The 22,811-nt window shown below is 64.0% G+C and carries 27 protein-coding genes; 22 read left to right on the top strand and 5 right to left on the bottom strand.

Translation table 11 applies throughout. The features are described from left to right. The first annotated feature begins 21 nt into the window (after positions 1-21). The 6 genes from ABIB90_RS17260 (at position 22) to ABIB90_RS17235 (ending at position 5,663) form a co-directional block, all read left to right on the top strand. On the top strand, positions 22-1,224 hold the full coding sequence (locus ABIB90_RS17260) for an ABC transporter substrate-binding protein (protein WP_354161238.1): 1,203 nt from the start codon (positions 22-24) through the stop codon (positions 1,222-1,224). Positions 1,225-1,381: 157 nt separating this feature from the next. Then, on the top strand, positions 1,382-3,271 hold the full coding sequence (locus tag ABIB90_RS17255; protein ID WP_354161241.1) for an ABC transporter permease: 1,890 nt from the start codon (positions 1,382-1,384) through the stop codon (positions 3,269-3,271). Continuing rightward, on the top strand, positions 3,268-4,059 hold the full coding sequence (locus ABIB90_RS17250; protein WP_354161244.1) for an ABC transporter ATP-binding protein: 792 nt from the start codon (positions 3,268-3,270) through the stop codon (positions 4,057-4,059). Before ABIB90_RS17255 ends, ABIB90_RS17250 begins: the two co-directional genes overlap by 4 nt. After that, the gene (locus tag ABIB90_RS17245) at positions 4,056-4,760 is read left to right on the top strand and encodes an ABC transporter ATP-binding protein (RefSeq protein ID WP_007592446.1); all 705 of its coding nucleotides are present in this window, start codon (positions 4,056-4,058) and stop codon (positions 4,758-4,760) included. Before ABIB90_RS17250 ends, ABIB90_RS17245 begins: the two co-directional genes overlap by 4 nt. A 14-nt stretch (positions 4,761-4,774) precedes the next feature. After that, positions 4,775-5,230 carry a MarR family winged helix-turn-helix transcriptional regulator gene (locus tag ABIB90_RS17240; RefSeq protein ID WP_354161247.1) on the top strand — a complete coding sequence of 152 codons (456 nt, stop codon included), beginning with the start codon at positions 4,775-4,777 and terminating at the stop codon, positions 5,228-5,230. Between the two features lie 43 nt (positions 5,231-5,273). Then, positions 5,274-5,663 carry a hypothetical protein gene (locus ABIB90_RS17235; RefSeq protein ID WP_354161250.1) on the top strand — a complete coding sequence of 130 codons (390 nt, stop codon included), beginning with the start codon at positions 5,274-5,276 and terminating at the stop codon, positions 5,661-5,663. A 58-nt stretch (positions 5,664-5,721) separates the two neighbouring features. Here ABIB90_RS17235 and ABIB90_RS17230 read toward each other — a convergent pair whose 3' ends face one another. Further along, a complete protein-coding gene (locus ABIB90_RS17230; protein ID WP_354161253.1) occupies positions 5,722-6,918 on the bottom strand; it encodes an amidohydrolase family protein in 1,197 nt (398 codons plus the stop codon). Between the two features lie 156 nt (positions 6,919-7,074). On the opposite strand from ABIB90_RS17230, the gene ABIB90_RS17225 reads away from it, so the two are divergent. The 8 genes from ABIB90_RS17225 to ABIB90_RS17190 all read left to right on the top strand — a co-directional run bounded on the left by ABIB90_RS17225 (position 7,075) and on the right by ABIB90_RS17190 (position 10,940). Next, positions 7,075-7,848, top strand: a complete 774-nt coding sequence (locus ABIB90_RS17225; RefSeq protein WP_354161255.1) for a ferredoxin--NADP reductase — start codon at positions 7,075-7,077, stop codon at positions 7,846-7,848. 106 nt (positions 7,849-7,954) lie between these two features. Next, complete coding sequence (locus ABIB90_RS17220) at positions 7,955-8,281, top strand: hypothetical protein (RefSeq protein ID WP_007592438.1); 327 nt, start codon at positions 7,955-7,957, stop codon at positions 8,279-8,281. A gap of 89 nt (positions 8,282-8,370) precedes the next feature. Beyond that, positions 8,371-9,627: a cytochrome P450 family protein gene (locus ABIB90_RS17215; protein WP_354161258.1), complete on the top strand. Its 1,257-nt coding sequence runs from the start codon at positions 8,371-8,373 to the stop codon at positions 9,625-9,627. 133 nt (positions 9,628-9,760) lie between these two features. Next, positions 9,761-9,943, top strand: a complete 183-nt coding sequence (locus ABIB90_RS17210; RefSeq protein WP_007592434.1) for a hypothetical protein — start codon at positions 9,761-9,763, stop codon at positions 9,941-9,943. A 9-nt stretch (positions 9,944-9,952) separates the two neighbouring features. After that, the gene (locus ABIB90_RS17205) at positions 9,953-10,153 is read left to right on the top strand and encodes a hypothetical protein (protein ID WP_007592432.1); all 201 of its coding nucleotides are present in this window, start codon (positions 9,953-9,955) and stop codon (positions 10,151-10,153) included. A 3-nt stretch (positions 10,154-10,156) separates the two neighbouring features. Further along, positions 10,157-10,384, top strand: coding sequence for a hypothetical protein (locus ABIB90_RS17200; RefSeq protein WP_219682579.1), 228 nt, complete (start codon positions 10,157-10,159; stop codon positions 10,382-10,384). Positions 10,385-10,399: 15 nt separating this feature from the next. Next, a complete protein-coding gene (locus ABIB90_RS17195; RefSeq protein WP_035992883.1) occupies positions 10,400-10,663 on the top strand; it encodes a hypothetical protein in 264 nt (87 codons plus the stop codon). A gap of 34 nt (positions 10,664-10,697) precedes the next feature. Next, positions 10,698-10,940 (top strand): hypothetical protein, encoded by a 243-nt coding sequence (locus ABIB90_RS17190; RefSeq protein ID WP_007592431.1) that lies wholly within the window; start codon positions 10,698-10,700, stop codon positions 10,938-10,940. A 38-nt stretch (positions 10,941-10,978) separates the two neighbouring features. On the opposite strand, the gene ABIB90_RS17185 is transcribed toward ABIB90_RS17190, so the two are convergent. After that, positions 10,979-12,229 (bottom strand): DUF763 domain-containing protein, encoded by a 1,251-nt coding sequence (locus tag ABIB90_RS17185; protein WP_354161264.1) that lies wholly within the window; start codon positions 12,227-12,229, stop codon positions 10,979-10,981. A 127-nt stretch (positions 12,230-12,356) separates the two neighbouring features. On the opposite strand from ABIB90_RS17185, the gene ABIB90_RS17180 reads away from it, so the two are divergent. Further along, positions 12,357-13,505 carry a mechanosensitive ion channel family protein gene (locus tag ABIB90_RS17180; protein ID WP_354161267.1) on the top strand — a complete coding sequence of 383 codons (1,149 nt, stop codon included), beginning with the start codon at positions 12,357-12,359 and terminating at the stop codon, positions 13,503-13,505. An 86-nt stretch (positions 13,506-13,591) separates the two neighbouring features. Here ABIB90_RS17180 and ABIB90_RS17175 read toward each other — a convergent pair whose 3' ends face one another. Then, entirely contained in the window at positions 13,592-14,572 is a 981-nt protein-coding gene (locus ABIB90_RS17175; protein ID WP_354161270.1) for a tripartite tricarboxylate transporter substrate binding protein, read from the bottom strand. A 115-nt stretch (positions 14,573-14,687) separates the two neighbouring features. On the opposite strand from ABIB90_RS17175, the gene ABIB90_RS17170 reads away from it, so the two are divergent. The 7 genes from ABIB90_RS17170 to ABIB90_RS17140 all read left to right on the top strand — a co-directional run bounded on the left by ABIB90_RS17170 (position 14,688) and on the right by ABIB90_RS17140 (position 20,919). After that, positions 14,688-15,398: a TetR/AcrR family transcriptional regulator gene (locus ABIB90_RS17170; RefSeq protein ID WP_354161273.1), complete on the top strand. Its 711-nt coding sequence runs from the start codon at positions 14,688-14,690 to the stop codon at positions 15,396-15,398. Positions 15,399-15,427: 29 nt separating this feature from the next. After that, positions 15,428-16,312 (top strand): amidohydrolase family protein, encoded by an 885-nt coding sequence (locus ABIB90_RS17165; protein ID WP_354161276.1) that lies wholly within the window; start codon positions 15,428-15,430, stop codon positions 16,310-16,312. Next, on the top strand, positions 16,309-17,607 hold the full coding sequence (gene dctA, locus ABIB90_RS17160) for a C4-dicarboxylate transporter DctA (protein WP_354161279.1): 1,299 nt from the start codon (positions 16,309-16,311) through the stop codon (positions 17,605-17,607). The genes ABIB90_RS17165 and dctA overlap by 4 nt, the downstream gene beginning before the upstream one ends. Before the next feature lie 42 nt (positions 17,608-17,649). After that, a complete protein-coding gene (locus ABIB90_RS17155; protein ID WP_354161282.1) occupies positions 17,650-18,363 on the top strand; it encodes a PIG-L deacetylase family protein in 714 nt (237 codons plus the stop codon). Continuing rightward, on the top strand, positions 18,360-19,043 hold the full coding sequence (locus ABIB90_RS17150) for a 4-carboxy-4-hydroxy-2-oxoadipate aldolase/oxaloacetate decarboxylase (protein WP_354161285.1): 684 nt from the start codon (positions 18,360-18,362) through the stop codon (positions 19,041-19,043). The genes ABIB90_RS17155 and ABIB90_RS17150 overlap by 4 nt, the downstream gene beginning before the upstream one ends. An 83-nt stretch (positions 19,044-19,126) precedes the next feature. After that, the gene (locus ABIB90_RS17145; RefSeq protein WP_354161288.1) at positions 19,127-19,996 is read left to right on the top strand and encodes a substrate-binding domain-containing protein; all 870 of its coding nucleotides are present in this window, start codon (positions 19,127-19,129) and stop codon (positions 19,994-19,996) included. Beyond that, the gene (locus ABIB90_RS17140) at positions 19,996-20,919 is read left to right on the top strand and encodes a DUF1932 domain-containing protein (RefSeq protein WP_354161291.1); all 924 of its coding nucleotides are present in this window, start codon (positions 19,996-19,998) and stop codon (positions 20,917-20,919) included. The genes ABIB90_RS17145 and ABIB90_RS17140 overlap by 1 nt, the downstream gene beginning before the upstream one ends. Positions 20,920-20,931: 12 nt before the next feature. Here the strand turns inward: ABIB90_RS17140 and ABIB90_RS17135 are convergent, their stop codons facing one another. Together ABIB90_RS17135 and ABIB90_RS17130 are read right to left on the bottom strand one after the other, a co-directional pair. Continuing rightward, the gene (locus ABIB90_RS17135) at positions 20,932-21,243 is read right to left on the bottom strand and encodes a hypothetical protein (RefSeq protein ID WP_354161294.1); all 312 of its coding nucleotides are present in this window, start codon (positions 21,241-21,243) and stop codon (positions 20,932-20,934) included. A gap of 214 nt (positions 21,244-21,457) precedes the next feature. Beyond that, positions 21,458-22,699, bottom strand: coding sequence for an amidohydrolase family protein (locus ABIB90_RS17130; RefSeq protein ID WP_354161297.1), 1,242 nt, complete (start codon positions 22,697-22,699; stop codon positions 21,458-21,460). Between the last annotated feature and the right edge of the window lie 112 nt (positions 22,700-22,811).

Genomic DNA, 22,811 nt, shown 5'->3' with positions numbered 1-22,811 from the left:
TTCAGAAAAGTGGAGGTTGGGATGCGAGCAAAGAACTATTTTGTCGGCGCGGCGTTCGCGCTGTTGGCAAGCGGCATGGCTCATTCGGCCCTGGCGGAAGACATCAAGATCGGCGAGATCAACAGCTACTCGCTGCTGCCGGCATTCACCGAGCCCTATCGCAAGGGCTGGCAGCTTGCGGTCGAAGAGATCAACGCAGCCGGCGGCATCAACGGCAAGAAGCTCATCGTCGTGTCCAAGGACGACGGCGGCAAGCCGGCGGATGCGCAGACCGCGGCCAACGAGCTGGTGTCGAGCGAGGGCGTGGCGATGCTGACGGGTACGTTCCTGTCGAACATCGGTCTTGCGGTCAGCGACTTCGCCAACCAGAAGAAGGTGTTCTTCCTGGCGGCCGAGCCGCTGACGGACGCCATCACCTGGTCGAAGGGCAACAAGTACACGTTCCGACTGCGCCCCTCCAATTACATGCAGGCGGCGATGCTGGTGGAAGCAGCCAGCAAGCTGCCGGCAAAGCGCTGGGCGACGATTGCGCCGAACTATGAATACGGCCAGTCCGCGGTCGCGGTGTTCAAGAAGCTGATGTCGGAGAAGCGGCCCGACATCCAGTGGGTCGACGAGCAGTGGCCGCCGCAGGGCAAGATCGACGCCGGCCCGGTGGTGCAGGCGGTTGCCGCGGCCAATCCCGAAGCGATCCTCAACGTCACCTTCGGCGCGGACCTCGTGAAGCTCGTGCGTGAAGGCAACACCCGCGGCCTGTTCAAGGGACGCGAGGTCGTCTCGTTCCTCACCGGCGAGCCCGAATATCTCGACCCGCTCAAGGAGGAGACGCCAGAGGGCTGGATCGTCACCGGCTATCCCTGGTACTCGATCAAGACGCCCGAGCATGATGCGTTCCTGAAGGCCTATCAGGCCAAGTACAACGACTATCCGCGCCTCGGCTCGATCGTCGGCTACCAGACCATCAAGTCGGCGGCGGCGATCCTGGCGAAGGCCAATTCGACCGATCCGGAGAAGCTGATCACTGCGGCGGAAGGGCTGTCGATGCCGTCGCCGCTGGGCGAGATCACCTTCCGCAAGATCGATCACCAGTCGACGCTCGGTGCCTATGTCGGCAAGACCGCGCTGAAGGACGGCAAGGGCGTGATGGTGGACTCGTCTTACAAGAAGGGCGCGGATTATCTGCCAAGTGATGCCGAAGTCGAGAAGCTGCGTCCGAAGGATTGATCTCCGCTGCCGTAGGGTGGGTTAGCCGGAGGCGTAACCCACCACGGTCTGTACCCGCAGAACCAGAAGAGGTGGGTTACGCTGCGCTAACCCACCCTACGAAGCTCTCTCTCCCCGCAAGCGGGGAGAGGTGATGCAACACTAACCCGGACCGCCGATGGCCTTTTATGTCGTACAGTTTCTGACCGGTCTCGCCAGCGCAGCGTCGCTGTTCCTGGTGGCGTCGGGCCTGTCGATCATCTTTGGCGTGACGCGGATCGTGAATTTCGCGCACGGCGCCTTCTACATGATCGGCGCCTATATCGCCTTCACGCTCACCGAGCGCCTATCGGGGACGTTCGGCTTCTGGGGCGGGATCGTCATCGCAGCGCTTGCCGTGGCAGTGATCGGTGTCATTGTCGAGATGGTGCTGCTCCGGCGCATCTATCACGCGCCCGAGCTGTTCCAGCTGCTCGCGACCTTCGGCCTGACCTTGATGGTCGAGGACCTCGTCGTCCTGATCTGGGGCCCAGACGATCTCGTCGGGCGCCGTGCACCCGGCTTCAAGGGGGCGATCGACTTCTTCGGCCAGAACATCCCGAGCTATGATTTGTTCCTGATCGTGCTCAGTCCGGTCGTGCTCGGCATCCTCTGGCTCCTGTTCCAGCGCACGCGCTGGGGCGTGCTGGTGCGCGCAGCGACGCAGGACCGCGACATGGTCGCAGCGCTCGGCGTCAATCAGAAATGGCTGTTCACGAGCGTGTTTGCGGTCGGCGTTTTCCTCGCCGCTCTCGGCGGTGCGCTCCAGATCCCACGCGATGCCGTGCATCATGCGATGGATTTGCGCATCATCGTCGAGGTCTTCGTTGTCGTGGTGATCGGAGGCCTCGGCAGCATCATCGGTGCTTTCGTCGCGGCGGTGCTGGTCTCCGAGCTCAACGCCTTCGGCATCCTGATCTTTCCCAAAATCTCCATCATCCTGGTGTTCCTGGTGATGGCGGCGGTGCTGATCGTGCGGCCCTGGGGCCTGTTCGGCAAACCAGAGGCCCCCGCGCGCAAGACGCCGGGTCTCACCGTCAATCCCTGGCGGCCGCTGACGTCGAATGAGCGGCTGGCTGCGCTTGCAGCGCTCGTCATCGCAGCGACGCTGCCGCTGTTCGCCGGCAACTATGCACTGACCGTCGGCTCGGAGATCGCGATCTCCGTGATCTTCGCCGTCAGCCTGCACTTCCTGATGTCGGTCGGCGGGCTCGCGTCCTTTGGCCACGCCGCCTATTTCGGCCTCGGCGCTTACGGCGTCGCTTTCCTCGCCAAGATGGCGGGGCTGCCGATGATCGTCTGCCTGTTGCTCGGGCCGCTGCTCGGCTGCATGGGCGCTGCCGTGTTCGGCTTCTTCGCGGTACAGCTCTCCGGCGTCTATTTTGCGATGCTGACGCTCGCGTTCGCGCAGATCGTCTGGTCGATCGCGTTCCAGTGGGTGAGTGTCACCGGTGGTGACAACGGCATCCTGGGCGTCTGGCCCTCGAGTTGGGCGGCGAGCCCATCGCATTTCTATTGGCTGTCGCTCGGCGTTGCCGCGCTCGTGACGATCGCGCTGCGGGCCATGGTGTTCTCGCCATTCGGCTATGCGCTGAGGGCGACGCGCGACTCGCTGCTGCGCAGCGAAGCGGTCGGCATCAACGCCAAGCGGATCCAGTGGACCGCCTTCGTGATCGCGGGCACGACCGCGGGCATCGGCGGCGCGCTGTTCGCCTACCTCAAGGGCAGCGTCTTCCCGGACAATCTCGGCATCTCGCTGTCGGTCGATGCGCTCGTCATGGTGCTGCTCGGCGGCGTCGAGACGGTGTCGGGCGCGGTGATCGGCGCCATCGTCTACAAGGCCTTGAACATCTGGCTGGTCAGCCAGACCGATCTGTCAAAACTCGTGCTCGGCGGTTTCATCGTTCTGATCGTCGTCGTCTTCCCCAAGGGCATCGTCGGCATGCTGGAGATGCTGGCGCAGCGCCGCAGGAAGACATCGCCTCCCGGGTCGCCCTTGCTTGCCAAGCCGATCGAGTCCGCCGAATGAGCGTCGCCCCACCACTTCTCGCGGTCGAAGGACTGACCAAATCCTATGGTGGCGTGCACGCCGTGCGCGGCGTCTCGTTCTCGCTGCGATCAGGCGAGATCCTGGCGCTGATCGGACCGAACGGCGCGGGCAAGAGCACTTGTTTCGATATGCTCAACGGACAGAACAAGCCTGACACCGGCCACGTCCGCCTGCTCGGCGAGGACACAACCGGCAGGAAGCCGCGCGAGATCTGGCGGATGGGCGTGGGCCGCACCTTCCAGATCACCGCGACCTTCGCGACCATGACGGTGCGCGAGAATGTGCAGGTCGCGCTGATCTCGCATGGCAAGCAGCTGTTCAATCTCTGGGGCTCGGCGCCGAACTTCGACTGTGGCGAGGCCGGGCGACTGCTCGAGCTGGTCGGCATGGGCGGCTATGCGGATCGCCCTTGCGGCGAGCTTGCCTATGGCGATCTCAAGCGGCTCGAGCTTGCCGTCGCGCTCGCCAACCAGCCAAAGCTGCTGCTGATGGACGAGCCGACCGCCGGCATGGCGCCGCGCGAGCGCGTCGATTTGATGCGGCTGACCGCGCAGATCGCCCGGGAAAAATCGATCGGCGTTCTCTTCACCGAGCACGACATGGACGTGGTGTTCGAGCACGCCGATCGCATCATCGTGCTCAACCGCGGCACGCTGATCGCCGAGGGCTCGCCGGCCGAGGTCCGCGGCAATCCGCAGGTGCAGGCGGTCTACCTTGGCGAAGGCCTGCTTTACGATGCCGGGCATCGCGAGGGAGCATCGGCATGAAGCTCACGGTGCAAGACCTCAATAGTCATTATGGCCCGGCCCATATCCTGTTCGACATCGGCTTCGAGGTCGGCGAGGGGGAAGTCGTGGCATTGCTCGGCCGCAATGGCGCCGGCAAGTCGACGACGTTCCGCTCGATCGTCGGGCTCGTCGCGCAGCGCTCAGGACGGATCATGTTCGAAGGCAAGGATGTCTCGGCGCGTCCAACGCATGAGATCGTGCGCGATGGGCTTGGTTACGTGCCGGAGGAGCGGCGTATCTTCACCGATCTGACGGTGGAAGAGAATCTGGAAGTCGGCCGCCAGCCGAAGCGCCCGAACGCGCCGCACTGGACCCGCGACAAGCTGTTTTCGCTGTTCCCCAACCTCGGCGAGATGAAAAATCGCCCGGGTGGCCGCATGAGCGGCGGCGAGCAGCAAATGCTCACCATCGCACGCACGCTGATGGGCAATCCGTCGCTGGTGCTGCTCGACGAGCCCTCGGAAGGCCTGTCGCCGAAGATCGTGGAGCAGATGGTTGAGGCCATCCTGACCATGAAGAAGGAGGGCGTCAGCATCGTCGTCTCCGAGCAGAATCTGCACTTTGCGCGGCTGATCTCCGATCGCGCCTATATCATCGAGCGCGGCCGCATCTGTTTCGGCGGCACCATGGCCGAGCTCGATGCGCGTCCGGATATCCGCGACGCACATTTGTCGTTGTAGGGGGCGGGGAGCGGATGGCGAGAAGCGTCGCGGCGAAGAAAAGCGTCAAACCGGCAAAGCCGGCTTACGTGCTCGACGAGCAGATTGGCTTCATCCTCCGCCAGGTCTGGCAGCGCCACAGCGCGATCTTCTCTCGCGAGATCGGCACCAATATCACGCCGACGCAATGGGCGGCGCTATCGAAGCTCGCCGAGGCCGGGCCATGCTCGCAGAACCAGCTTGGACGCCTGACGGCGATGGATGTGGCGACCATCAAGGGCGTGATCGATCGCTTGACGGCGCGCGGCCTCACCGAGACCAGCCAGGATCCCGAGGACGGGCGACGGCTTCTGGTCAGCCTGACGCGCGCGGGCCAGCAGCTGGCGGAAAAGGTCGCGCCGAATGCGCTCGCGATCACCCGGGAGACGCTGGCGCCGCTCGAGGCAAAGGAGCGCGAGATGCTGATGGCGCTGTTGAACAAGCTGCGGTGAGGCGCGACTAACCTCGATGAAGGTCTTGTCGAGGTTTTTCGGTATGAGAGCGGCGACCCGCTTTGCGATGGTTCTGAGTATGAGTGCGGTGCTGGCAGGCCAGTGTGCTCACGCCCTTGCGGCGCAAGCCTATGAGGGGTTCTGGGCGTCAACCAAAAAGGATTGCCGCGACCAGGACAGCGCCAACCGGATGAGCATCGAGGGCGGCAACCGTCTCTATTGGTACGAGACCAGGTGCCGCGCCAGCGAGATCACCGCTGACGGGAAGCTCAGCTGGAAAATGAAGCTCGCCTGCGAAGGCGAGGGCGAGAAATATCGCTCCAGTCCCAAAATTTCAGTCGCGGCGGATGGGCGGCTGATGATCGAGAACGGTCCGGTCGGGCAGGCCAAGCGGCAATTCTACGTTCGTTGCGAAATCCCAAAACAGCGCTGATCGCGTGATCAGCTTTTTCCCGAGGAGTTATGCGGAGCGGCGAGCCGCTCCGGCTGCGTCACTTCGCCACCACCTCCGGGACCCTGCCGGCCGGCGGGGTGTTGCGGCTGCGCTGGGTGCGCACGATACCGTCGATGATGGTCATGCCGATGCCGGGGAGGTCGCCGAGCTGGACGCTGTCCAAAATGTTCTTGCCGGCCGAATGCTGCGCCTTGTCCATAATGACGAAGTCGGCGGAACGGCCGACTTCGATCAGGCCGCAATCCAATTCGCGCATCCGCGCCGTGTTGCCGGTGGCCAGGCAAAACGCGACCTCTGCCGGCAGGTCGCCAAGCGAGGACAGCATCGACACCATGCGGAGAATGCCGAGCGGCTGCACGCCGGAGCCGGCCGGCGCGTCGGTGCCGAGGATGACGCGGTGCAGATCGCCCATCTCGCGCGCGATGCGCAACGTGAACAGCGCCGAGCGCTCATTGCCATTGTGCACCAACTCGAGGCCGCGCTTGCAGCCCTCGCAAATGCAGCGGATCTGGTCGTCGGGAAGCGCGGTGTGGCCGCCATTGATGTGGCCAACCACGTCCGTGTCGGCCTCCAGCACCACGTCCTTGTCGATCAATCCGGAGCCGGGGATCGAGGGACCGCCGGTGTGGATCGTGCTCTGGATGCCGTATTTGCGGGCCCAGCCGACCATTTTTCGCGCTGTGGGGCCGTCCTTGACGCCGCCCAGGCCCACTTCGCCGAGCAGCTTGACGCCGGCTGCGGCCAACTCCTTGAAGTCCTCCTCCACCATCTCGCACTCGATCACAGGCGCGCCGGCGTGAACCTTCACGCCGCCAGGCCGCAGATTCCAGAATGCGCGCTGGGCGAAGATTGCCATCGCCTTCAACCCGACGACGTCGCGCGGGCGGCCGGGCATGTGCACCTCGCCGGCGGAAATCATCGTGGTGACGCCGCCATGCAAATTGCTGTCGATCCAGCCGATCTGGTTCTGGCGCGGCGTCCAGTCGCCCGCAACTGGGTGGACATGGCTGTCGATCAGGCCGGGCGCCACCGTGGTGCCGTTGGCCTCGACGATGGTGGTCGCGCCTTCGGTGTTGAGGTCCTTGAAGCGGCCGATCGCGGTGATCTTGCCGTTCTCGGCGACGATGGTGTCGCCGTCCAGGATCGGCTTTTCCAGCGCGCCGGACAGGATCAGGCCGATATTGCGGATCACGAGCTTCGAGGGTCCGGGGGCCTGGGGTGCGTCATGCGCCATGGAATGGGTCCTTATCCTTAACTGCAACGCTTCCGATCTTGGGCAGCCTTGACCCCGGGATCAAGCCGGATTATTCATTAGTATACAAATGATCGTGTACAAACGACGCATAGCTGCCGCCTTGAAAACCGCCACGACGCGCCACGGAAGGGTGAGATGAGCAATTTCAATCAGGAAGCCGTTTTGAGCGTCCACCACTGGACCGACACGCTGTTCTCCTTCAAGACCACCCGCAGCCCGACCTTCCGCTTCCGCAACGGCGAATTCACCATGATCGGGCTCAAGGTCGGCGAGAAGCCGCTGCTGCGGGCCTATAGCGTCGCCAGCGCCAATTACGAGGACACGCTGGAGTTCTTCTCGATCAAGGTGCCGGACGGCCCGCTCACCTCACGGCTCCAGCATCTGAAGGAAGGCGACGAGATCATCGTCAGCCGCAAGGCCACCGGCACGCTGGTGATCGACAATCTGGAGGACGGCCGCAACCTCTACCTCATCGGTACCGGTACGGGCCTTGCGCCGTTCCTGAGCGTGATCAAGGACCCCGAGACCTACGAGCGGTTCGAGAAGGTCGTGCTGCTGCACGGTTGCCGGCACGTGAAGGAGCTCGCCTATGGCGAGATGATCACCGAGACGCTGCCCAAGGACGAGCTGATCGGCGAGTACATCCGCAACCAGTTGATCTACTATCCGACCGTGACGCGCGATCCCTTCCGCAATCGCGGCCGCATCACCGACCTCATCACCTCGGGCAAGCTGTTTTCCGATATCGGCCTGCCGGCCTTGGAAGCCGCCCACGATCGCGTCATGATCTGCGGCAGCCCGGCGCTGGTGGCGGATACCCGCGTACTCCTCGGCGAGCGGGGTCTTGTCGAGGGCAATCACGGCGACCCGGCCCAATTCGTGGTCGAAAAGGCCTTCGCCGAACGCTAGGCCCGGAATTTTCGCGCAATAAGACCGTATTTTCGCCGCCGGACGCCCGTTGCGGCGCCGATTCGGCGCGCGATACACTGTGGGAACGAATCAGCGGAGTTCCCACATGGTTGCGGACAGCGACAGCAACATCGCCTGGCACCGGGTTCAGTTGAAGAAGAACCGCGCCGAGCTGAAGGCGCTCGAGACCGCGCGCTTCACAATGGGCGAGATCGCGTCTTCGAAACGGAACGGCCAAACCCAGAAGGCGGTCGGGGAACTCAGGCGCAAGATCGCGCAATCCGAGCGCGCCATCGCCGATCACGACAAGCGCACGCGCCGTCCGCTCACCACCGACCTGCAAAGCCTCAGCAAGGGCAGCTGGAGCAATTGGGACGCCTACACCAACCAGCAGCAGCGCAAGATCAGCCCGCGTTCGCCGGGGCGGGGGTAGGCACCCAGCTCATCGCGCCGCTTCCGGCCCTTGCGGGCCGCCCTGTGCGCACCATCTGGTTGAGGTGGCACCAGCCACTCGGTGATCACATGGCACCACGCCTCGATTTCACTAGCGAGGCCTTCTTTCGCGATCCACCCAGGGCGATCGCGACGTTGCGCATGTCCGGTGCTGTTGTCGCGGTGCGATTTCCTCTCGTCGGCGATGTCTGGATCACCACGACCTATGAGGCCGCGGCGCAAGTCCTGAAGGAGGGCAGCAATTTCACGCTGCGCAAGGAGGATGGCGACGTCGCAGGTTTGCGCTGGTGGATGCCGAACTACGTTAGAACCATCGCCAACAACATGCTGACGATGGACGAGCCTGACCACACAAGGCTGCGCAGCATCGTGGACGAGGCGTTCCGCCGCCGCGCGATCGTCGCGATGGAGCCGCGGATCCGCGCCATCGCGGACGGTCTCGCCGACGAGCTGTTCCTGGCAGGAAGCCCGGCCGATCTCGTCCAGCGCTATGCCCGCATCCTGCCGCTCGCGGTGATCTCCGAGCTGCTTGGGTTGCCGTTGGCCGATCGCCCTCGCTTCATCGCCTGGGCCAATACGATGTCCTCGCTCACGAACGTCGCCAGCTTCTTCCGGCTGCTGTTCGCGTTCCGCAAGATGCGAGCCTACCTCGAACGGCAGCTTCAGATTGCGCGCGCGCGGGGCGGCGAGGGCCTGATCTCGGAGCTGGTCCAGGTCGAGCGCGAGGGCGGCCAGATCACGCCGGACGAAATGGTGTCGATGGTGTTCCTGCTGCTCGCGGCGGGCTCCGAGACCACCACGCATCTCATCAGCGGTTCCGTCTACGAGCTCCTCAGAAATCCTGGCGTCCGCGACTGGCTGGCACAGGACTGGAGCCGCGTCGGGCTTGCGGTGGAGGAATTCCTGCGCTTCGTGTCGCCGGTGCAGTTCTCCAAGCCGCGCTATGTGAGGCGGGATATCGAGCTCGCGGGCGTGCGTCTCAAGAAGGGCGATCGCGTCATGGTGATGCTCGCCGCGGCGAACATGGACCCGGCGGCGCATGATCGTCCCGACAGCCTCGATCTCGCGCGCAAGCCGAACCGTCACATGTCCTTCGGAACGGGAATCCATTTCTGCCTCGGTCATCAACTTGCCCGGATCGAGGCGGCGTCCGCCCTGGAGGCGTTGTTCGTGCGATGGCCGAAACTTGGCCTTGCTGTGGACGTGTCTCAGATCCACTGGCGCAAGCGACCGGGCATGCGCGCGATCGCGAACCTCCCTGTCGTGCCCGACGGCCACGGAGCAGCTGGATCGATGATGGTTCGTTCCCAGCCAGCGGCCTGCTGAGACTTACACGCTTGCGGAATTTCTCTGGACTCGTCGGTAGGAACGGCATGCCGTTGCTCTAGTTGTTTTTGCGACATCGAAAGCCGGATGAGTTCCTCCGGTCGATGTCGTGTCAACAACAGGAGACAGCATCATGACCGGCAAGATGCCACCTGTTCCGGCCGAGAACCAAAGCCCGAAGGGAACCGGCGACAGCAAGCAAGTGTCCTCGACTGCCCCGCACGGCCAGCAGCGTGCGCAAAATCCAGACCAGCAAGGGCAGCAGGGCAACATCAAGCAGAACACCACCAACCAAGGCTATCAGCAGGATCGCTGAGGAGGTGACATGTCGACATCCACCAAGACACCGAACAGCATCCGTCAGGGCGGACCTGGCGCTTCGCATGAGAATGCGAAGGCACCGCTCGAAGTGAAGAAGCCACCGGCGGACGACCCGCAGCGCAACCACAGCCGCGTCTCCGGCGGAGGTGGCGAGCACGATTCACACCACAGGCATGACGAGGCCGGAAAGGGCGGAGGCAGGTGAGGCATGACCAATAAGCAACCCAAACTCTACGCACCGACCGAAAAGGATCTGCACGAAAATCCCCTGATCGGCGGATCGAAGGGCGCAACGATGGCCGGTATCTCGCCTGAGGACCTCGAGGACGCCCTGGGCGAGAACACGATCGAAGGCGACGTCGAGAACGACGTGAACGCCACTGGCGGCATCGACAAGGACGTCGCGCGCAGTGGCACGCACCGACGAGACCGATAGCTCCGGAGGACGAGCATGCAAGGCAAGAAGACCCACGAGCAACAGGTTCGCATCCTCGAGCGCAAGCCGGATGTTCCAGACGCGCGAGAGCTTGACCAAGCCATCGGCCACAATCCGGAGGACACGGCCGTCCATCGCGCGCGACCCGAGGCGCGGCAGAGTGAATTTCCGGTGAGCCGGGGCGGCCTCAACCAGGAGAGCGACCACAACAAGCACAACGACACCGGCCAGAGCGGCCACAAGCCCCCGAAACCGACGCCGGCCCAGCAGAAGCACTGAGCCTCACGGGCGATCAAAGCAAGAGGAGAAAAAGATGCCAGGTGGTCATGGCAGCAAGACGCATTTCAGATCGGGCATGCACGGCAAGGGCGACGGCACCGGCGCCATGACGGACGTGTCCAAGGACAAGATCGGCGACAACATGGTCCTTTCGAACCGCGACAAGAAGCAGCATTCGGACATTCGCGGCATGGACGGCAAGTCGATCCAGACGGATCAATATCAGGATCACTCGGCCAACCGACTCGATGAGGAGCCGGGCAGCGACGAGACCTGAGAGCGGCGCTGCTTTCCGCTGAACTCGCGGACCGGTTTTCAGCCGGTCCGCTTTTTTGCCGGCCCGAGATCGCGCTCCCAGCCGAACACGGAGCGGCCGTCGAGATCGGGCGAGGCGGCACGCTCTCCGGCGATGAACGTATCGACGGATGGCCCGTGCGCGGTGCGCTCCAGCCGCCGCGCCTGGTCGTCGAGGCGCTTGATCGCCTGCATCTCTTCCTCGCGCCCGAGCTTTGCGTTCTGAATCGCTCCCTTCAGCACGCGAATGGTTTCGTCATAGACCTTGATTGGAACAGGGTAGGGATGCCGGTCCTTGCCGCCGTGGGCAAGCGAGAAGCGGGCGGGATCGTTGAAGCGGTAGGGCGCGCCGTGCACGACTTCGGCGACCATCGCCAGCGAACGCACCGTGCGCGCGCCAACGCCGGGCGTCAGCAGCAGCTCCGGAAAGTCGACCGGGCCGCGCTCGGCCGCGGCCGCGAGTGTGCCGTGCAGGCGGCGCGCGAACACATCTTTTGGCCGGACGTCGTGATGCGCGGGCATGATCAGGTGCGGCAGCATCGCCTGCGCGGGCTCTGGCGCAGTCCCGCTGAGCCGCTCGAATTCGGAAAGAATGCGATCGGGGCCGAGATCACTCAACAGTTCGAGCTGCGCGGAGCGCGAGATATCAGCGCGATGGTCGGTGAGGTTGACGATCTCGCCTTGCAGCGGCCCGTCGATCGCGCTGTGCGGTGAGTCGACAAAACTCTTCAGTGCCTCGGAATGCCAATGATAGCGGCGGGCCTGCCGCTTGTCGCCGTTCATGCCCTGCTGCACCACGGTCCATTTGGCGTCGGCGGTGACGAAGAATCCGTGCAGGTAGAGGTCAAAGCCGTCCTGGACCGCGGCGCTGTCAACCTTCGCAACGAGGCGACTCGCACGCGTGAGCATTGCGCCGTCGAAGCCGACGCGGTCGCCGAGCTGCATCAGTTCGTCCGGGGTCTTGCGCGAGTGCTGGCCGCGCCCGCCGCAGACGTAGATTCCGAGCTCATCCTGCAGCGGGCCCAAACCCCGCTTCAGCGCGCCAATCACCGACGTCGTGATGCCGGAGGAGTGCCAGTCCATTCCCATTACGGCGCCGAACGACTGGAACCAGAACGGGTGCGAGAGCCGCTGAAGGAATGCATCTCGTCCGTAGTGATGCACGATCGCCTGGGTGACGATCGCGCCGAGCGAAGACATGCGGGTGGCCAGCCAGGGTGGAACCCGGCCTGTGTGAAGGGGAAGATCGGCGCTGCCGGTCCGTCGAGTCATGATTGACCACAAATAGCGCAGTTCGGCGATGATTGCACCAGAGGGATGCTGCGTTGCACAGAGCGGGGGAGCGAACCACGCTGCGACGCGTTGAACGGCAAGCGCGAATGCAAATGCGGGGACTTTAATGAATCGGCAGACCCTTTTGGCCGACATCGACAGGATGTTCGGGTGGATACCGTCGTGGTTCATCGGCCTGTGTCTGGTCGTTGGCGCGATCCTGATGGCCCTGTCGATCTACCGTCTCGCGGTTTGGCTGTTCAACCGCGCGTTCGGAACCCGTCTCCCGCTCGTGACCGTGTTCATCGAGCGCACGGCGGGCCCTGCTCAGCTGGCCGTCTGTCTTGCCGCCGTGGCGTTGGTGCTGCCGCTCGCGCCGCTGGACGACGCCTTCCGCACGCCGCTGACGCGCCTGTTCGTCGTTGCTTTCATCGCGCTGATCGGCTGGATCTCGATCCGGATCGTGGATATGAGCGCGGCACGGTATCTCCTGAACTTTCGCGACGTCACCGAGAATTTCGTCGCGCGCAAGCACGTCACCCAGGTCCGCGTCTTCAAGCGCGTCACCGATATCATCATCGTCATCATCACGGTCTCGACGGCGCTGATGACATTCGACTCGGTCAGGCAATACGGCGTCAGCCTGTTCGCCTCCGCCGGAGCGGCCGGTATCATCGTCGGTCTTGCCGCCCGGCCGCTGCTGAGCAATCTGATCGCGGGCATGCAGATCGCGATCACACAGCCGATCCGCATCGAGGATGCCGTGATCATCGAGAACGAGTGGGGCTGGGTCGAGGACATCGCCTCGACCTATGTCGTGATCCGTCTGTGGGACTGGCGCCGCATGGTGGTGCCGCTGTCCTATTTCATCGAAAAACCATTCCAGAACTGGACCCGCGACACCGCGTCCCTGATCGGCGTGATCGCGCTCCACGTCGACTACCGCGCGGACGTTCCGCGGATCCGGCGCTGGCTGGAAGAAGCAGTGAAGGAGTCCAAGCTCTGGGACGGCGAGGTGGTCAATCTCCAGGTGATCGACGCGGATTCTCGCACCATCGAACTTCGCGCCCTCGTCAGCGCCAGGAACGCGCCGCAGTCCTGGGATTTGCGCTGCGAGATGAGGGAGAAGCTCATCGCCTTCATCCGCGACGAGATGCCGGAAGCGCTGCCGCGCGAGCGCGCGATCCTGATCCCGTCGGGGCGAGGCGACGATGACGCCGATTTCGTGCGGCGTCCCGCGCCGCCGGAGAAGAGGCGGGCGAGCGCACGCAATTGACCTACTCGCGCGCCGCCTTCGTCGCGCCGCGCAAGCCCGCTCGCTGCTGGATCGTGTCGAGCGCGTCGGTCCTCATGCGAAGCACCTCATTGCGCGCGGATGTCGGCGGCCTTCAGCACCGGCTCCCATTTGGTCGCCTCGGCATGCATGTAGGCGTCGAAATCCTTGGAGGAAGAGCCGACCGGGGCCGCGCCGATCTTGCCGAGCGTCGACAGTACGTTCGAGTCCTGCAACGCCGCCTTCAGATCGGTTTCGAGCTTCGCCACGATCTCCGGCGGCATTTTCGCGGGGCCAAGAACGCCCCACCAGACGGAGACGTCGTAACCCGGCACGCCCGACTCGGCGACAGTCGGAACATTGGGCAGCGCCTTCGAGCGTTCGGCCGAAGTCACCGCGAGCGCGCGCACCGGGCCGCCTTCGATCTGGCTGATGGCCTCCGCAAGTGGATTGATGCTGAGCGGGATGTCACCGGCGATTACGGCGGTCAGCGCGGGGGCGCCGCCCTTGTAGGGGATCGCAACGATCTTGGTGCCGGACATGTATTTCAATAGCTCACCGGCGAGATGCGCCGAGGTGCCGTTGCCCGACATGCCGTAGGAGAGCTTGTCAGGGTCCTTCTTCGCCGCAGCGAGGAGATCGCCGAGCGTCTTGTAGGGGCTGTCCTTGGCGACAACGATCGCGAGCGGTGAGGAGGCGACCTCGGCGATCGCGGTAAAATCCCTAAACGTGTCGTAGGGCACGCTCGGATAGATGAACTGATTGAGGGGATGACCGCTCGCGACCAGGATCAGCGTGTATCCGTCGGGGGCGGCTTGCGTCAGGGCCTGCGAGGCGACGATGCCGCCGGCGCCGGGACGGTTGTCGATCACCGGCTGCTGGCCCCAGGTTTTCGCCAATGCCTGTGCGAGCGTGCGCGCGAGCACGTCGACCGCGCCACCGGCGGCATAAGGGACAAGGATGTGAACCGGCTTGCTCGGATAGTTGTCGGCGGCCTCGGCGCCGCCGCCTCCCAGCAGCAGACCGGCACCCAGCATCAAGCTGCCGATCTTCTTGTTCAAACCCAGCATTTCCAGCACTCCTTGCGGGCGTCTGCGCGCGGACCGTCGGTCTTTCGAGCCGTCCGGACGCTGCCCACGGTTTTTGTTGACGAGACCTGATCTTTTGTACGATAGTACAAATCACATGATACGCAACCCCACCAGCAGGGAAACGGCCCGCAAGCCGAACATGCGCGAGGCTATCCTCGCCGCGGCCGAGGAGCTGTTCGCCACCAACGGCTTCAACGCCGTGTCGGTCCGCGATATCGCACAGGCCGCCGGCGCCAATCCCGGCAGCGTCACCTATCATTTCAAGACCAAGGACGGCCTGCTGCTGGAGATCTATCGGCGCCATTGCGGGCCAATGAATTTGCGCCGTTCCGAGCTGCTCGCGGCCGCCAAACGCGTGCGCGATCTCCAGGACCGGCTCGAAGCGGTGGTGCGGGCCTATGTCGTGCCGGCCTTCACCTCGGGCAGCGATCTTGCCGGGGGCGGAGCGCGGTTCACGCGGCTGCGCGCGGTGATGTCTGCGGAGGGCAATGAGGTCGCGCGGAAAATCATCGCGCAGACTTTTGACGACACCAGCCACGCCTTCATCGACGCGATCCACGAAAGCCTGCCGCACGTTCCGCGCACCGACATCGTCTGGCGCAGCCACTTCCTGCTCGGCGCGCTCTATTATTCGCTGGTGACGCCGGATCGCGTCTCGCGCCTGTCGCGCGGCGAGGCCGACGGCAGCGATGCCGCAAGCGCCATCGAGCAATTGGTGCAAGCCACCGTGGCCGCGTTCCAGGCGCCGGCGCTCGATCAGGCTGCACCGGCACGGCGACGACCGGTCGTCAGCAGCAAGACTTGAACACTCGGTCTCGTTCGGCGGTTTATCCGATGGCAATGATGTACACACCGACCATCCCGCCGCCCGATCCGAACACGCGCACGCCGAAGTTCAAGCTGCCGAAGCTGGCTTGCGATGCGCATTGCCACATCTTCGGGCCCGGCGCGACATACCCTTACGCGCCGGACCGTTCCTACACGCCGCCCGATGCGCCGCTCGCCGATTTCCGCGCGCTACATGCCAAGCTTGGCGTCGGACGTGCCGTCATCGTCAATGCCAGTGTGCACGGCACCGACAACACGGTGGCGCTCGACGCCATCGCGCAGAGCAACGGCGCCTATCGCGCGGTTGCCAATATCGATGACACCATCACGGAGCGCGGGCTCCGCGTGCTGCACGAGGGCGGCTTCCGCGGCTGCCGCTTCAATTTCGTCCGCCATCTCGGCGGCGTTCCCGACAAGCGTGTGTTCGACCGCATCGTCGCGATGGTCGCGCCGCTCGGCTGGCACATCGACCTGCATTTCGACGCGATCGATCTGCCTGAATATGCGGACATGCTGACAAGGCTGCCGCTGAGCTACACGATCGACCATATGGGACGGGTGAAGGCGTCCGAAGGGCTCGATCAGCTTCCGTTCAAGATCCTGATCGAGCTGATGCAGCGCGACGAGAAGTGTTGGGTCAAGATCTGCGGATCGGAGCGGGTGTCATCGGCCGGTCCGCCGTTCACCGACGCCGTGCCATTCGCGCGAAAGATCGTCGAGACCGCGCCCGACCGCGTCATCTGGGGCACCGATTGGCCACATCCCAACGTCAAGGCGATGCCGAACGACGGCGACCTCGTCGACCTGATCCCGCTGTTCGCGCTGGAGCCGGAGTATCAGCAGAAGATCCTCGTCGATAATCCAGCGCGCCTGTTCGAGTTCGACCAATGACGGCGCTGGCGATCGACAAGCCGCGCGGCCGCGCCTGGTGGAAGGAGCTCTGGATCCAGGTGCTCATCGCCATGGCCGCCGGCGTCGCGCTTGGGATCGTCAATCCCGAGGCGGGCGCCAGGATGCAGCCTTTGGGCGACGCCTTCATCAAGGCGATCCGGATGCTGATCGCACCGATCATCTTCTGCACGGTCGTCCATGGCATTGCCCATATGGCCGACATGGCGCGGGTGGGCCGCGTCGCGGTCAAGGCGATCGTCTATTTCGAGATCATGACCACGATTGCGCTGATCATTGGCCTTGTTGCGGTGAACTTGCTCAAGCCCGGCGTCGGCATGAACATCGATCCAGCCACCATCAATGCCAGCGCGATCGAACCCTATGTCAAGCAGACCGGCGTGATCGGCTTCGTGCCGTTCCTGATGAACATCGTGCCCGCGACGTTCATTGGCGCCTTTGCTGAGGGCAACATCCTCCAGGTGCTCTTCATCGCCGTACTGTGCGGATTTGCGCTGGTGCAGCTCGGCGAGCGCGCCGCGCCGCTGGTCTATCTCATCGACATCGCCGCCAAAATGGTATTCACCGTCGTCGGCTTCGTGATGTGGGCGGCGCCGATCGGCGCCTTTGGCGCCATCGCCTTCACGGTCGGCAAGTTCGGCGTCGGATCGCTGGCCTCCCTCGGCAAACTCCTCGGCGGCTTTTATCTCACCTGCGTGATCTTCATCGTCGTGGCGCTCGGTCCAGTCGCGCGGCTGTGCGGCTTCTCGCTGCTCAAGCTGATCCGCTACGTCTGGGAAGAGCTCTTGATCTGCATTGCCACGACATCGTCTGAGACGGTGCTGCCACGCATGCTGACCAAGCTGGAGAAGGCCGGCTGCGAGAAGAGCGTCGTTGGCCTGGTGATCCCGACCGGCTATTCCTTCAATCTCGACGGCACCTGCCTGTACCTGGCCGCCGCCTCGGTTTTCCTGGCGCAGGCGACCAACACGCCGCTCGGGCTCGCCGAGCAGATCGAGTTGCTTTTGATCCTGCTCGTGACCTCCAAGGGCGCGGCGGGAATCGCGGGCGCCGCCTTTGTCGTGCTGGCGGCAACGCTGTCCGCCACCGGCAGCATTCCGGTGACGAGCGTGGCGCTGGTGCTCGGCATCCATCGCTTAATGTCGCAGGGGTTGACGCCGACCAATCTGATCGGGAACGCGGTTGCGACGATCGCGATTGCCAAATGGGAAGGCGCGCTCGATGGCGACCGCCTCAGACGCGTGCTCGACGGCGAGGAACCCGCTGTCGCGGCTTGATGAACTTATGACGTTGACGAACAAAAGAGGGGAGTTTGTCCCATGAAAACAGGTCTCGTGATCACGGCCCATCCGGGCGATTTCGTCTGGCGCGCTGGAGGTGCCGTCGCGCTGCATGCGAAGAAGGGCTATCGCATGAAGATCGTCTGCTTGTCCTTCGGCGAGCGCGGCGAGAGCCAGTTCGCCTGGAAGGAGAAGGGCGCGACGCTGGAATCGGTCAAGGCCGGCCGCAAGGACGAGGCGGAGCGTGCTGCAAAACTGCTCGGCGCCGAGATCGAGTTCTTCGACTGCGGCGACTATCCGCTGAAGCTGACCGAGGCGCATTTCGACCGCATGGTCGACATCTACCGCGAGCTCAATCCGAGCTTCGTGCTGACGCATGCGCTGGAGGACCCCTATAATTTCGACCATCCGAACGCGGCGCATTTCGCGCAGGAAACCCGCGTGGTCGCGCAGGCCATGGGTCACAAGCCCGGAGCGCAGTACAAATATTCGGCGCCGCCGGTGTTCCTGTTCGAGCCGCACCAGCCGGAGCAATGCAATTACAAGCCGGACCTGCTTCTCAAGATCGACGAGGTCTGGAAGGAGAAGTACGAGGCGTTCCAGATCCTCGCTGCGCAGAAGCATCTCTGGGGCTATTACGAGCGCGTCGCGCTCAATCGTGGCATCCAGGGCAGCCGTAACACCGGCGTGCCGATGACCTATGGCGAGGCCTATCAGCGGCTGTTCCCGACGGTAGCGGAGGAGCTGGCATGAAGCCAGTCGTCGTTCGTAACATCAAGCGCGCCGATCCCGCCGCCGTGGCGGAGTACGGCGTCTCGACCGTGCACGAGGCCTATGGCCGGCTCGGCCTGATGAAGCCGTATCTGCGGCCAGTCTGGCCGGGCGCGGCGATCGCCGGTCCCGCCGTCACTGTGCTGGCGCAACCCGGCGACAACTGGATGATTCATGTCGCGGTCGAGCAGTGCAGGAAGGGCGACATTCTCGTCGTCGGCTGCACCACCGACAACACCGACGGCATGTTCGGCGAGCTGCTCGCAACCTCGCTGCAGGCGCGCGGCGTGCACGGGCTGATTATCGATGCCGGCTGCCGCGACGTCAAAGCGCTGCACGAGATGAAGTTTCCGGTGTGGTCGCGCGCGGTTTCGGCCAAGGGCACCGTGAAGGCCACGCTTGGCTCGGTCAATGTCCCCGTGGTCTGCGCCGGCGTCAACGTCGATCCCGGCGACATCGTCGTGGCCGATGACGACGGCGTCGTGGTCGTGCCGAAGCGCTACGCCGCCGAGGTCGCCGAGAAGGCGAAGAAGCGCAACGCCGACGAAGGCGGCAAGCGCAAGCGGCTGGCTTCGGGCGAGCTGGGCCTCGACATGTACAGCATGCGTGAGGCCTTGGCGAAAGCGGGGCTCGTTTACGTCGACGATCCCGAGGATGTCTGAGCGTAGTATTTTTTGAGCATGATCTATTCGGAAAACCGCTTCACACTTTTCCGGATCATGCTCTCGAGAAGCGGAGTGGGCCGATGGATCGTCTCAAGCTGAAGGCCGTGCTCGGCAGTCACCGCCATGTCGAGGCGGTGAAGAGCGGCGAGCTCCGCTCCGACCGCTTCGACCTCGACTTTATCGAATACACGCCGACCAACACTGCGTTCAAACCGATGGTGCGCGAGCAGGCCTTCGACGTCTGCGAGATGGCAATCGTCACCTATCTGATGGCGAAGGCGCATGGCAAGCCGCTGGTGCTGCTGCCTGCAGCCATGCTCGGCCGCTTTCAGCACTCCTACGCGCTCTATAATCCTGCGCGTGGAACGCTTGGGCCGTCCGATCTGGAAGGCAAGCGCATCGGCATCCGCTCCTTCACGACCACGACCGGAGCCTGGATCAGGGGCATCCTCGCCAACGACTACGGCGTCAACCTCGGCAAGATCCGCTGGGTCACCTTCGAGGATCCGCACGTCGCCGAATATGTCGACACCACCGAGCGCGCGCCGAAGGGCAAGAAGATCTTGCAGATGCTGCTCGACGGCGAGCTCGACGCCGTCCTCGGTGAGGCCTCGAGCGATCCGAAACTGAGGCCGCTGTTCCCCGATCCGGCCGCGGAAGCCGCCATATGGTACGCGCGCCGCGGCGTGGTCCCGGTCAACCATCTCGTGGTCGTGACCGAGCAGCTGGCGAAATCGCGTCCTGACGTGGTTTCGGGCGTCTATGATCTGCTCAAGCAAAACAAGGCGCAGGCGGGGCCTGCGGCAACGCCGGACCTTGTTCCGTTCGGAATCGAAGCGAACAGAAGGTCGCTGGAGCTGATCGTCGACTACGCGTTCCAGCAGGCGCTGATCCCGCGCCGCTATGCTGTCGAGGAGCTGTTCGACGCAACAACACGAGGACTGAACTGATGGCGGGCGATCCCAGGCGATGGCAGATCGGACTGGTCGGTTACGGCGAGGTCGGCAGGATCCTGGCCGAGGATTTGCGCCAGCAGGACATCACGGTCACAGCCTTTGACATCAAGCTCGGGGGCGAGCAGGGCGCACCGCTGATGGAGCATGCGGCGAAATTCGGTGTGGCGCTGGCGGCGTCTCACGCCGAGCTGGCCGCGAAGTCCGATTTCATCATCTCCGCGGTCACGGCGAGCCAGGCCGTCCCGGTGGCAGAGGCCTGCGCGGCCGCGATCAATCAAGGCACCTGGTTCCTGGATTTCAATTCGGCGTCTCCCGGCGCCAAGCAGTGCGCTGCCGCGCTGATCGATGGGGCCGCCGGACGTTATGTCGAGGGCGCGGTGATGACGTCGGTGCCGCCTTATCGCATCAAGGTGCCGTTGCTGCTCGGTGGTCCCGACGCCAGGGAACTCGAGCCGCTCTTGAACGCGATCGGTTTTGCGGCAAAGGTTGCGAGCGACAAGCTCGGGGTTTCCTCGGCGGTGAAGATGTGTCGCAGCATCATGATCAAGGGCCTGGAGGCCATGGTGATCGAGAGCTTCACCACCGCGCGCGCCTATGGCGTCGAGGATGCGGTACTGGCTTCGCTGGCGGAAACCTTTCCCACGATCGATTGGGAGAAGCAGGGCGCTTATTGCTTCCAGCGCGTGATCGAGCATGGCCGCCGCCGCGCCGAGGAAGTACGCGAGGTCGCCGAGACCGTGCGTGAAGCGGGGCTGACGCCGTGGTCCGCGCAGGGCACCGCCGAGCGGCAGGCCTGGGTGGCGGACCTCGCCGATGAGGGCCTGTTCGGAACGAAAGGCACCAAGGAGTTCGCCTGCAGCGCTGATTGGCGCACCGAGGCGGACCGAATCCTGGCGAAGATCAATCGCGAGAGCTAGGGTGGCTCCTGCTCAGGACTTTGCCGTGCGAGAGCCAGTGAGCTCGTCGCGGGCGCGTTCGATCAACGCCATCAGGTCTTCCGTCTTGCGGGCCAGCCGATCGTTCGCGGCTTCGGTCCGGAATTCTGCGCGGATCGATCGAATACACTTGTCGGCGGTATCGAGCGTCAGGAGCATGCGCGTCAGGTCATCCTGTGTCCGGACGCCCGCCAGATCGAGGTCCGACAGGACGTGCCCGATGCCGTCGAGCCGCTTCAGGGCGGCCTCGCTTGGCGTTCTCGTTCGAATGGAGTGAGTGTCGATGCTGCTGAATGCGCTGAACATGTCGATGCTTCCCCGTTGAATGCAGACTTCAGTGCAGGCCCTACTATTGGCCGGTACCGCGGGACTTGCAATGCGCGCAGCTATCGAGAATCAGCAAGAATCTACTATCCGGGAATCTACCGGATTTGGAATTGCGGAACGATCAGCGGTAACATCGAACGGAAGCTGCTCGGTAATAAGCTGCCCTTCAATGCAGATATGCATTGAGAGCGGATCAGGAACCAGGGCGAAATAGAGTGGGCCGTTGCCATGCAAAAGTCTGTCGGCCGCTCTTGAAGCCCATCACGATATCCGGCAGCTCGGCGATGGCGAAGCGGCTGTCTTGCGTGTCGAGCACAACGAGATCGGCCGGATTCCCAACCTCGATGCCGTAATCCCCGAGGTTCATCAGCCGCGCCGGCAGCTCGGTCACGAGATCAAGGCAGGTATCGAAGTCGTTGACCGAGGCATGCGCGACGTTGGCGTAGAAATTCGCCATTCGCAGCAGTGAGGCATCACCGAACGGCGTGAAGGGATTGAGCACGTTGTTGGTCGCGATCGAGCACAGCACGCCGTCGCCGGCGAGCTTGTGGACGAGCGTCAGCCCGCGTGGCACGTTGTGGGTCGCCTCGCGCCCCATCAAATAGAGATCGGTTGCCGGCAGCACGGTGACGGCTACGCCGGCCTTCTCCAGTTGCGCAGTGGCGGCCCTCAGCCGCTCCGGTGGCAGTGCGGAGAGCTTCGTCGCATGGCCGATTGCCACGCGGCCCCCGTAGTTGCGCCGCTCGGTCTGCCGGCAGACCTCGTCGAGGTGCCACCAGGAGGGATTGAGATCAAAATCGAGATGGAGATCGACGTCCACGTCGAACGCCTCGGCGAGGTCGAAGATGCGTGCGAGATGGGCGTTCGGATCGGTGTCCGTGTAAGGACAGCCGCCGATCACCGCGCCCCCATCGCGCAGCGCCTTGATCAGAAGCTCCTCGCTGCCGGGATCGTTGGTGAGGCCTTCCTGCGGAAAGACACAGAGCGACAGGTCGATCGCCCAGGCATAGTCACGCTTCAGCGCCTTCACCGCCTCGAATCCGCGCAAGCCGATGCGCGGATCGATCTCGACGTGGGTTCGCATGCGCGTGGTGCCGTGGACGATGGCACGTTCGAGCACCCGGGCGCCGCGCGCGTAGACGTCCTCGACCGAGAAATCCTTCTTCATCCCGGAGACGGCGCGGATCGCTTCGGAGACGCTGCCGTGATCATGCCCGCAGCGGCCGAGCAGGCAGGCCTTATCGAGGTGGATGTGGCTGTCGACGAAGCCGGGCAGGGCGAGACGCCCTCCGACATCGACCTCAACGGCCTCGCAGGCGAGCGTCGGTTCGATGGCGGTGATCCGGCCGCGCGTGACGCCGATGTCCATCGGGTCGGCGGCACCACGCAGCAAGGCGTTGCGAAAGATTAGGTCAAAGGCGGGTTGCGTTGTCATGGCTCTTGGGGAAGGAATTTAGTGCATTCGGCCGCGTTTGGCGGCTCCAGATTGTCGGCAGTGTAGCGACGGAAATGTTCAAAATATATGCACGTATTCCCCGAGAGCGGCG

Source organism: Bradyrhizobium sp. JR4.1 (genome assembly GCF_040548605.1).
Lineage (GTDB): Bacteria > Pseudomonadota > Alphaproteobacteria > Rhizobiales > Xanthobacteraceae > Bradyrhizobium > Bradyrhizobium canariense.
Note: the sequence above shows the minus strand (reverse complement) of the source record. Positions and strands in the feature narration are given on the sequence as shown.

Excerpts from the sequence above, each read along its gene's own strand:
- ABIB90_RS17260 (WP_354161238.1), top strand. The coding sequence starts at position 22 with ATGCGAGCAAAGAACTATTTTGTCGGCGCGGCGTTCGCGCTGTTGGCA.
- ABIB90_RS17255 (WP_354161241.1), top strand. The coding sequence starts at position 1,382 with ATGGCCTTTTATGTCGTACAGTTTCTGACCGGTCTCGCCAGCGCAGCG.
- ABIB90_RS17250 (WP_354161244.1), top strand. The coding sequence starts at position 3,268 with ATGAGCGTCGCCCCACCACTTCTCGCGGTCGAAGGACTGACCAAATCC.
- ABIB90_RS17245 (WP_007592446.1), top strand. The coding sequence starts at position 4,056 with ATGAAGCTCACGGTGCAAGACCTCAATAGTCATTATGGCCCGGCCCAT.
- ABIB90_RS17240 (WP_354161247.1), top strand. The coding sequence starts at position 4,775 with ATGGCGAGAAGCGTCGCGGCGAAGAAAAGCGTCAAACCGGCAAAGCCG.
- ABIB90_RS17235 (WP_354161250.1), top strand. The coding sequence starts at position 5,274 with ATGAGAGCGGCGACCCGCTTTGCGATGGTTCTGAGTATGAGTGCGGTG.
- ABIB90_RS17230 (WP_354161253.1), bottom strand. The coding sequence starts at position 6,918 with ATGGCGCATGACGCACCCCAGGCCCCCGGACCCTCGAAGCTCGTGATC.
- ABIB90_RS17225 (WP_354161255.1), top strand. The coding sequence starts at position 7,075 with ATGAGCAATTTCAATCAGGAAGCCGTTTTGAGCGTCCACCACTGGACC.
- ABIB90_RS17220 (WP_007592438.1), top strand. The coding sequence starts at position 7,955 with ATGGTTGCGGACAGCGACAGCAACATCGCCTGGCACCGGGTTCAGTTG.
- ABIB90_RS17215 (WP_354161258.1), top strand. The coding sequence starts at position 8,371 with ATGGCACCACGCCTCGATTTCACTAGCGAGGCCTTCTTTCGCGATCCA.
- ABIB90_RS17210 (WP_007592434.1), top strand. The coding sequence starts at position 9,761 with ATGACCGGCAAGATGCCACCTGTTCCGGCCGAGAACCAAAGCCCGAAG.
- ABIB90_RS17205 (WP_007592432.1), top strand. The coding sequence starts at position 9,953 with ATGTCGACATCCACCAAGACACCGAACAGCATCCGTCAGGGCGGACCT.
- ABIB90_RS17200 (WP_219682579.1), top strand. The coding sequence starts at position 10,157 with ATGACCAATAAGCAACCCAAACTCTACGCACCGACCGAAAAGGATCTG.
- ABIB90_RS17195 (WP_035992883.1), top strand. The coding sequence starts at position 10,400 with ATGCAAGGCAAGAAGACCCACGAGCAACAGGTTCGCATCCTCGAGCGC.
- ABIB90_RS17190 (WP_007592431.1), top strand. The coding sequence starts at position 10,698 with ATGCCAGGTGGTCATGGCAGCAAGACGCATTTCAGATCGGGCATGCAC.
- ABIB90_RS17185 (WP_354161264.1), bottom strand. The coding sequence starts at position 12,229 with ATGACTCGACGGACCGGCAGCGCCGATCTTCCCCTTCACACAGGCCGG.
- ABIB90_RS17180 (WP_354161267.1), top strand. The coding sequence starts at position 12,357 with ATGAATCGGCAGACCCTTTTGGCCGACATCGACAGGATGTTCGGGTGG.
- ABIB90_RS17175 (WP_354161270.1), bottom strand. The coding sequence starts at position 14,572 with ATGCTGGGTTTGAACAAGAAGATCGGCAGCTTGATGCTGGGTGCCGGT.
- ABIB90_RS17170 (WP_354161273.1), top strand. The coding sequence starts at position 14,688 with ATGATACGCAACCCCACCAGCAGGGAAACGGCCCGCAAGCCGAACATG.
- ABIB90_RS17165 (WP_354161276.1), top strand. The coding sequence starts at position 15,428 with ATGGCAATGATGTACACACCGACCATCCCGCCGCCCGATCCGAACACG.
- dctA (WP_354161279.1), top strand. The coding sequence starts at position 16,309 with ATGACGGCGCTGGCGATCGACAAGCCGCGCGGCCGCGCCTGGTGGAAG.
- ABIB90_RS17155 (WP_354161282.1), top strand. The coding sequence starts at position 17,650 with ATGAAAACAGGTCTCGTGATCACGGCCCATCCGGGCGATTTCGTCTGG.
- ABIB90_RS17150 (WP_354161285.1), top strand. The coding sequence starts at position 18,360 with ATGAAGCCAGTCGTCGTTCGTAACATCAAGCGCGCCGATCCCGCCGCC.
- ABIB90_RS17145 (WP_354161288.1), top strand. The coding sequence starts at position 19,127 with ATGGATCGTCTCAAGCTGAAGGCCGTGCTCGGCAGTCACCGCCATGTC.
- ABIB90_RS17140 (WP_354161291.1), top strand. The coding sequence starts at position 19,996 with ATGGCGGGCGATCCCAGGCGATGGCAGATCGGACTGGTCGGTTACGGC.
- ABIB90_RS17135 (WP_354161294.1), bottom strand. The coding sequence starts at position 21,243 with ATGTTCAGCGCATTCAGCAGCATCGACACTCACTCCATTCGAACGAGA.
- ABIB90_RS17130 (WP_354161297.1), bottom strand. The coding sequence starts at position 22,699 with ATGACAACGCAACCCGCCTTTGACCTAATCTTTCGCAACGCCTTGCTG.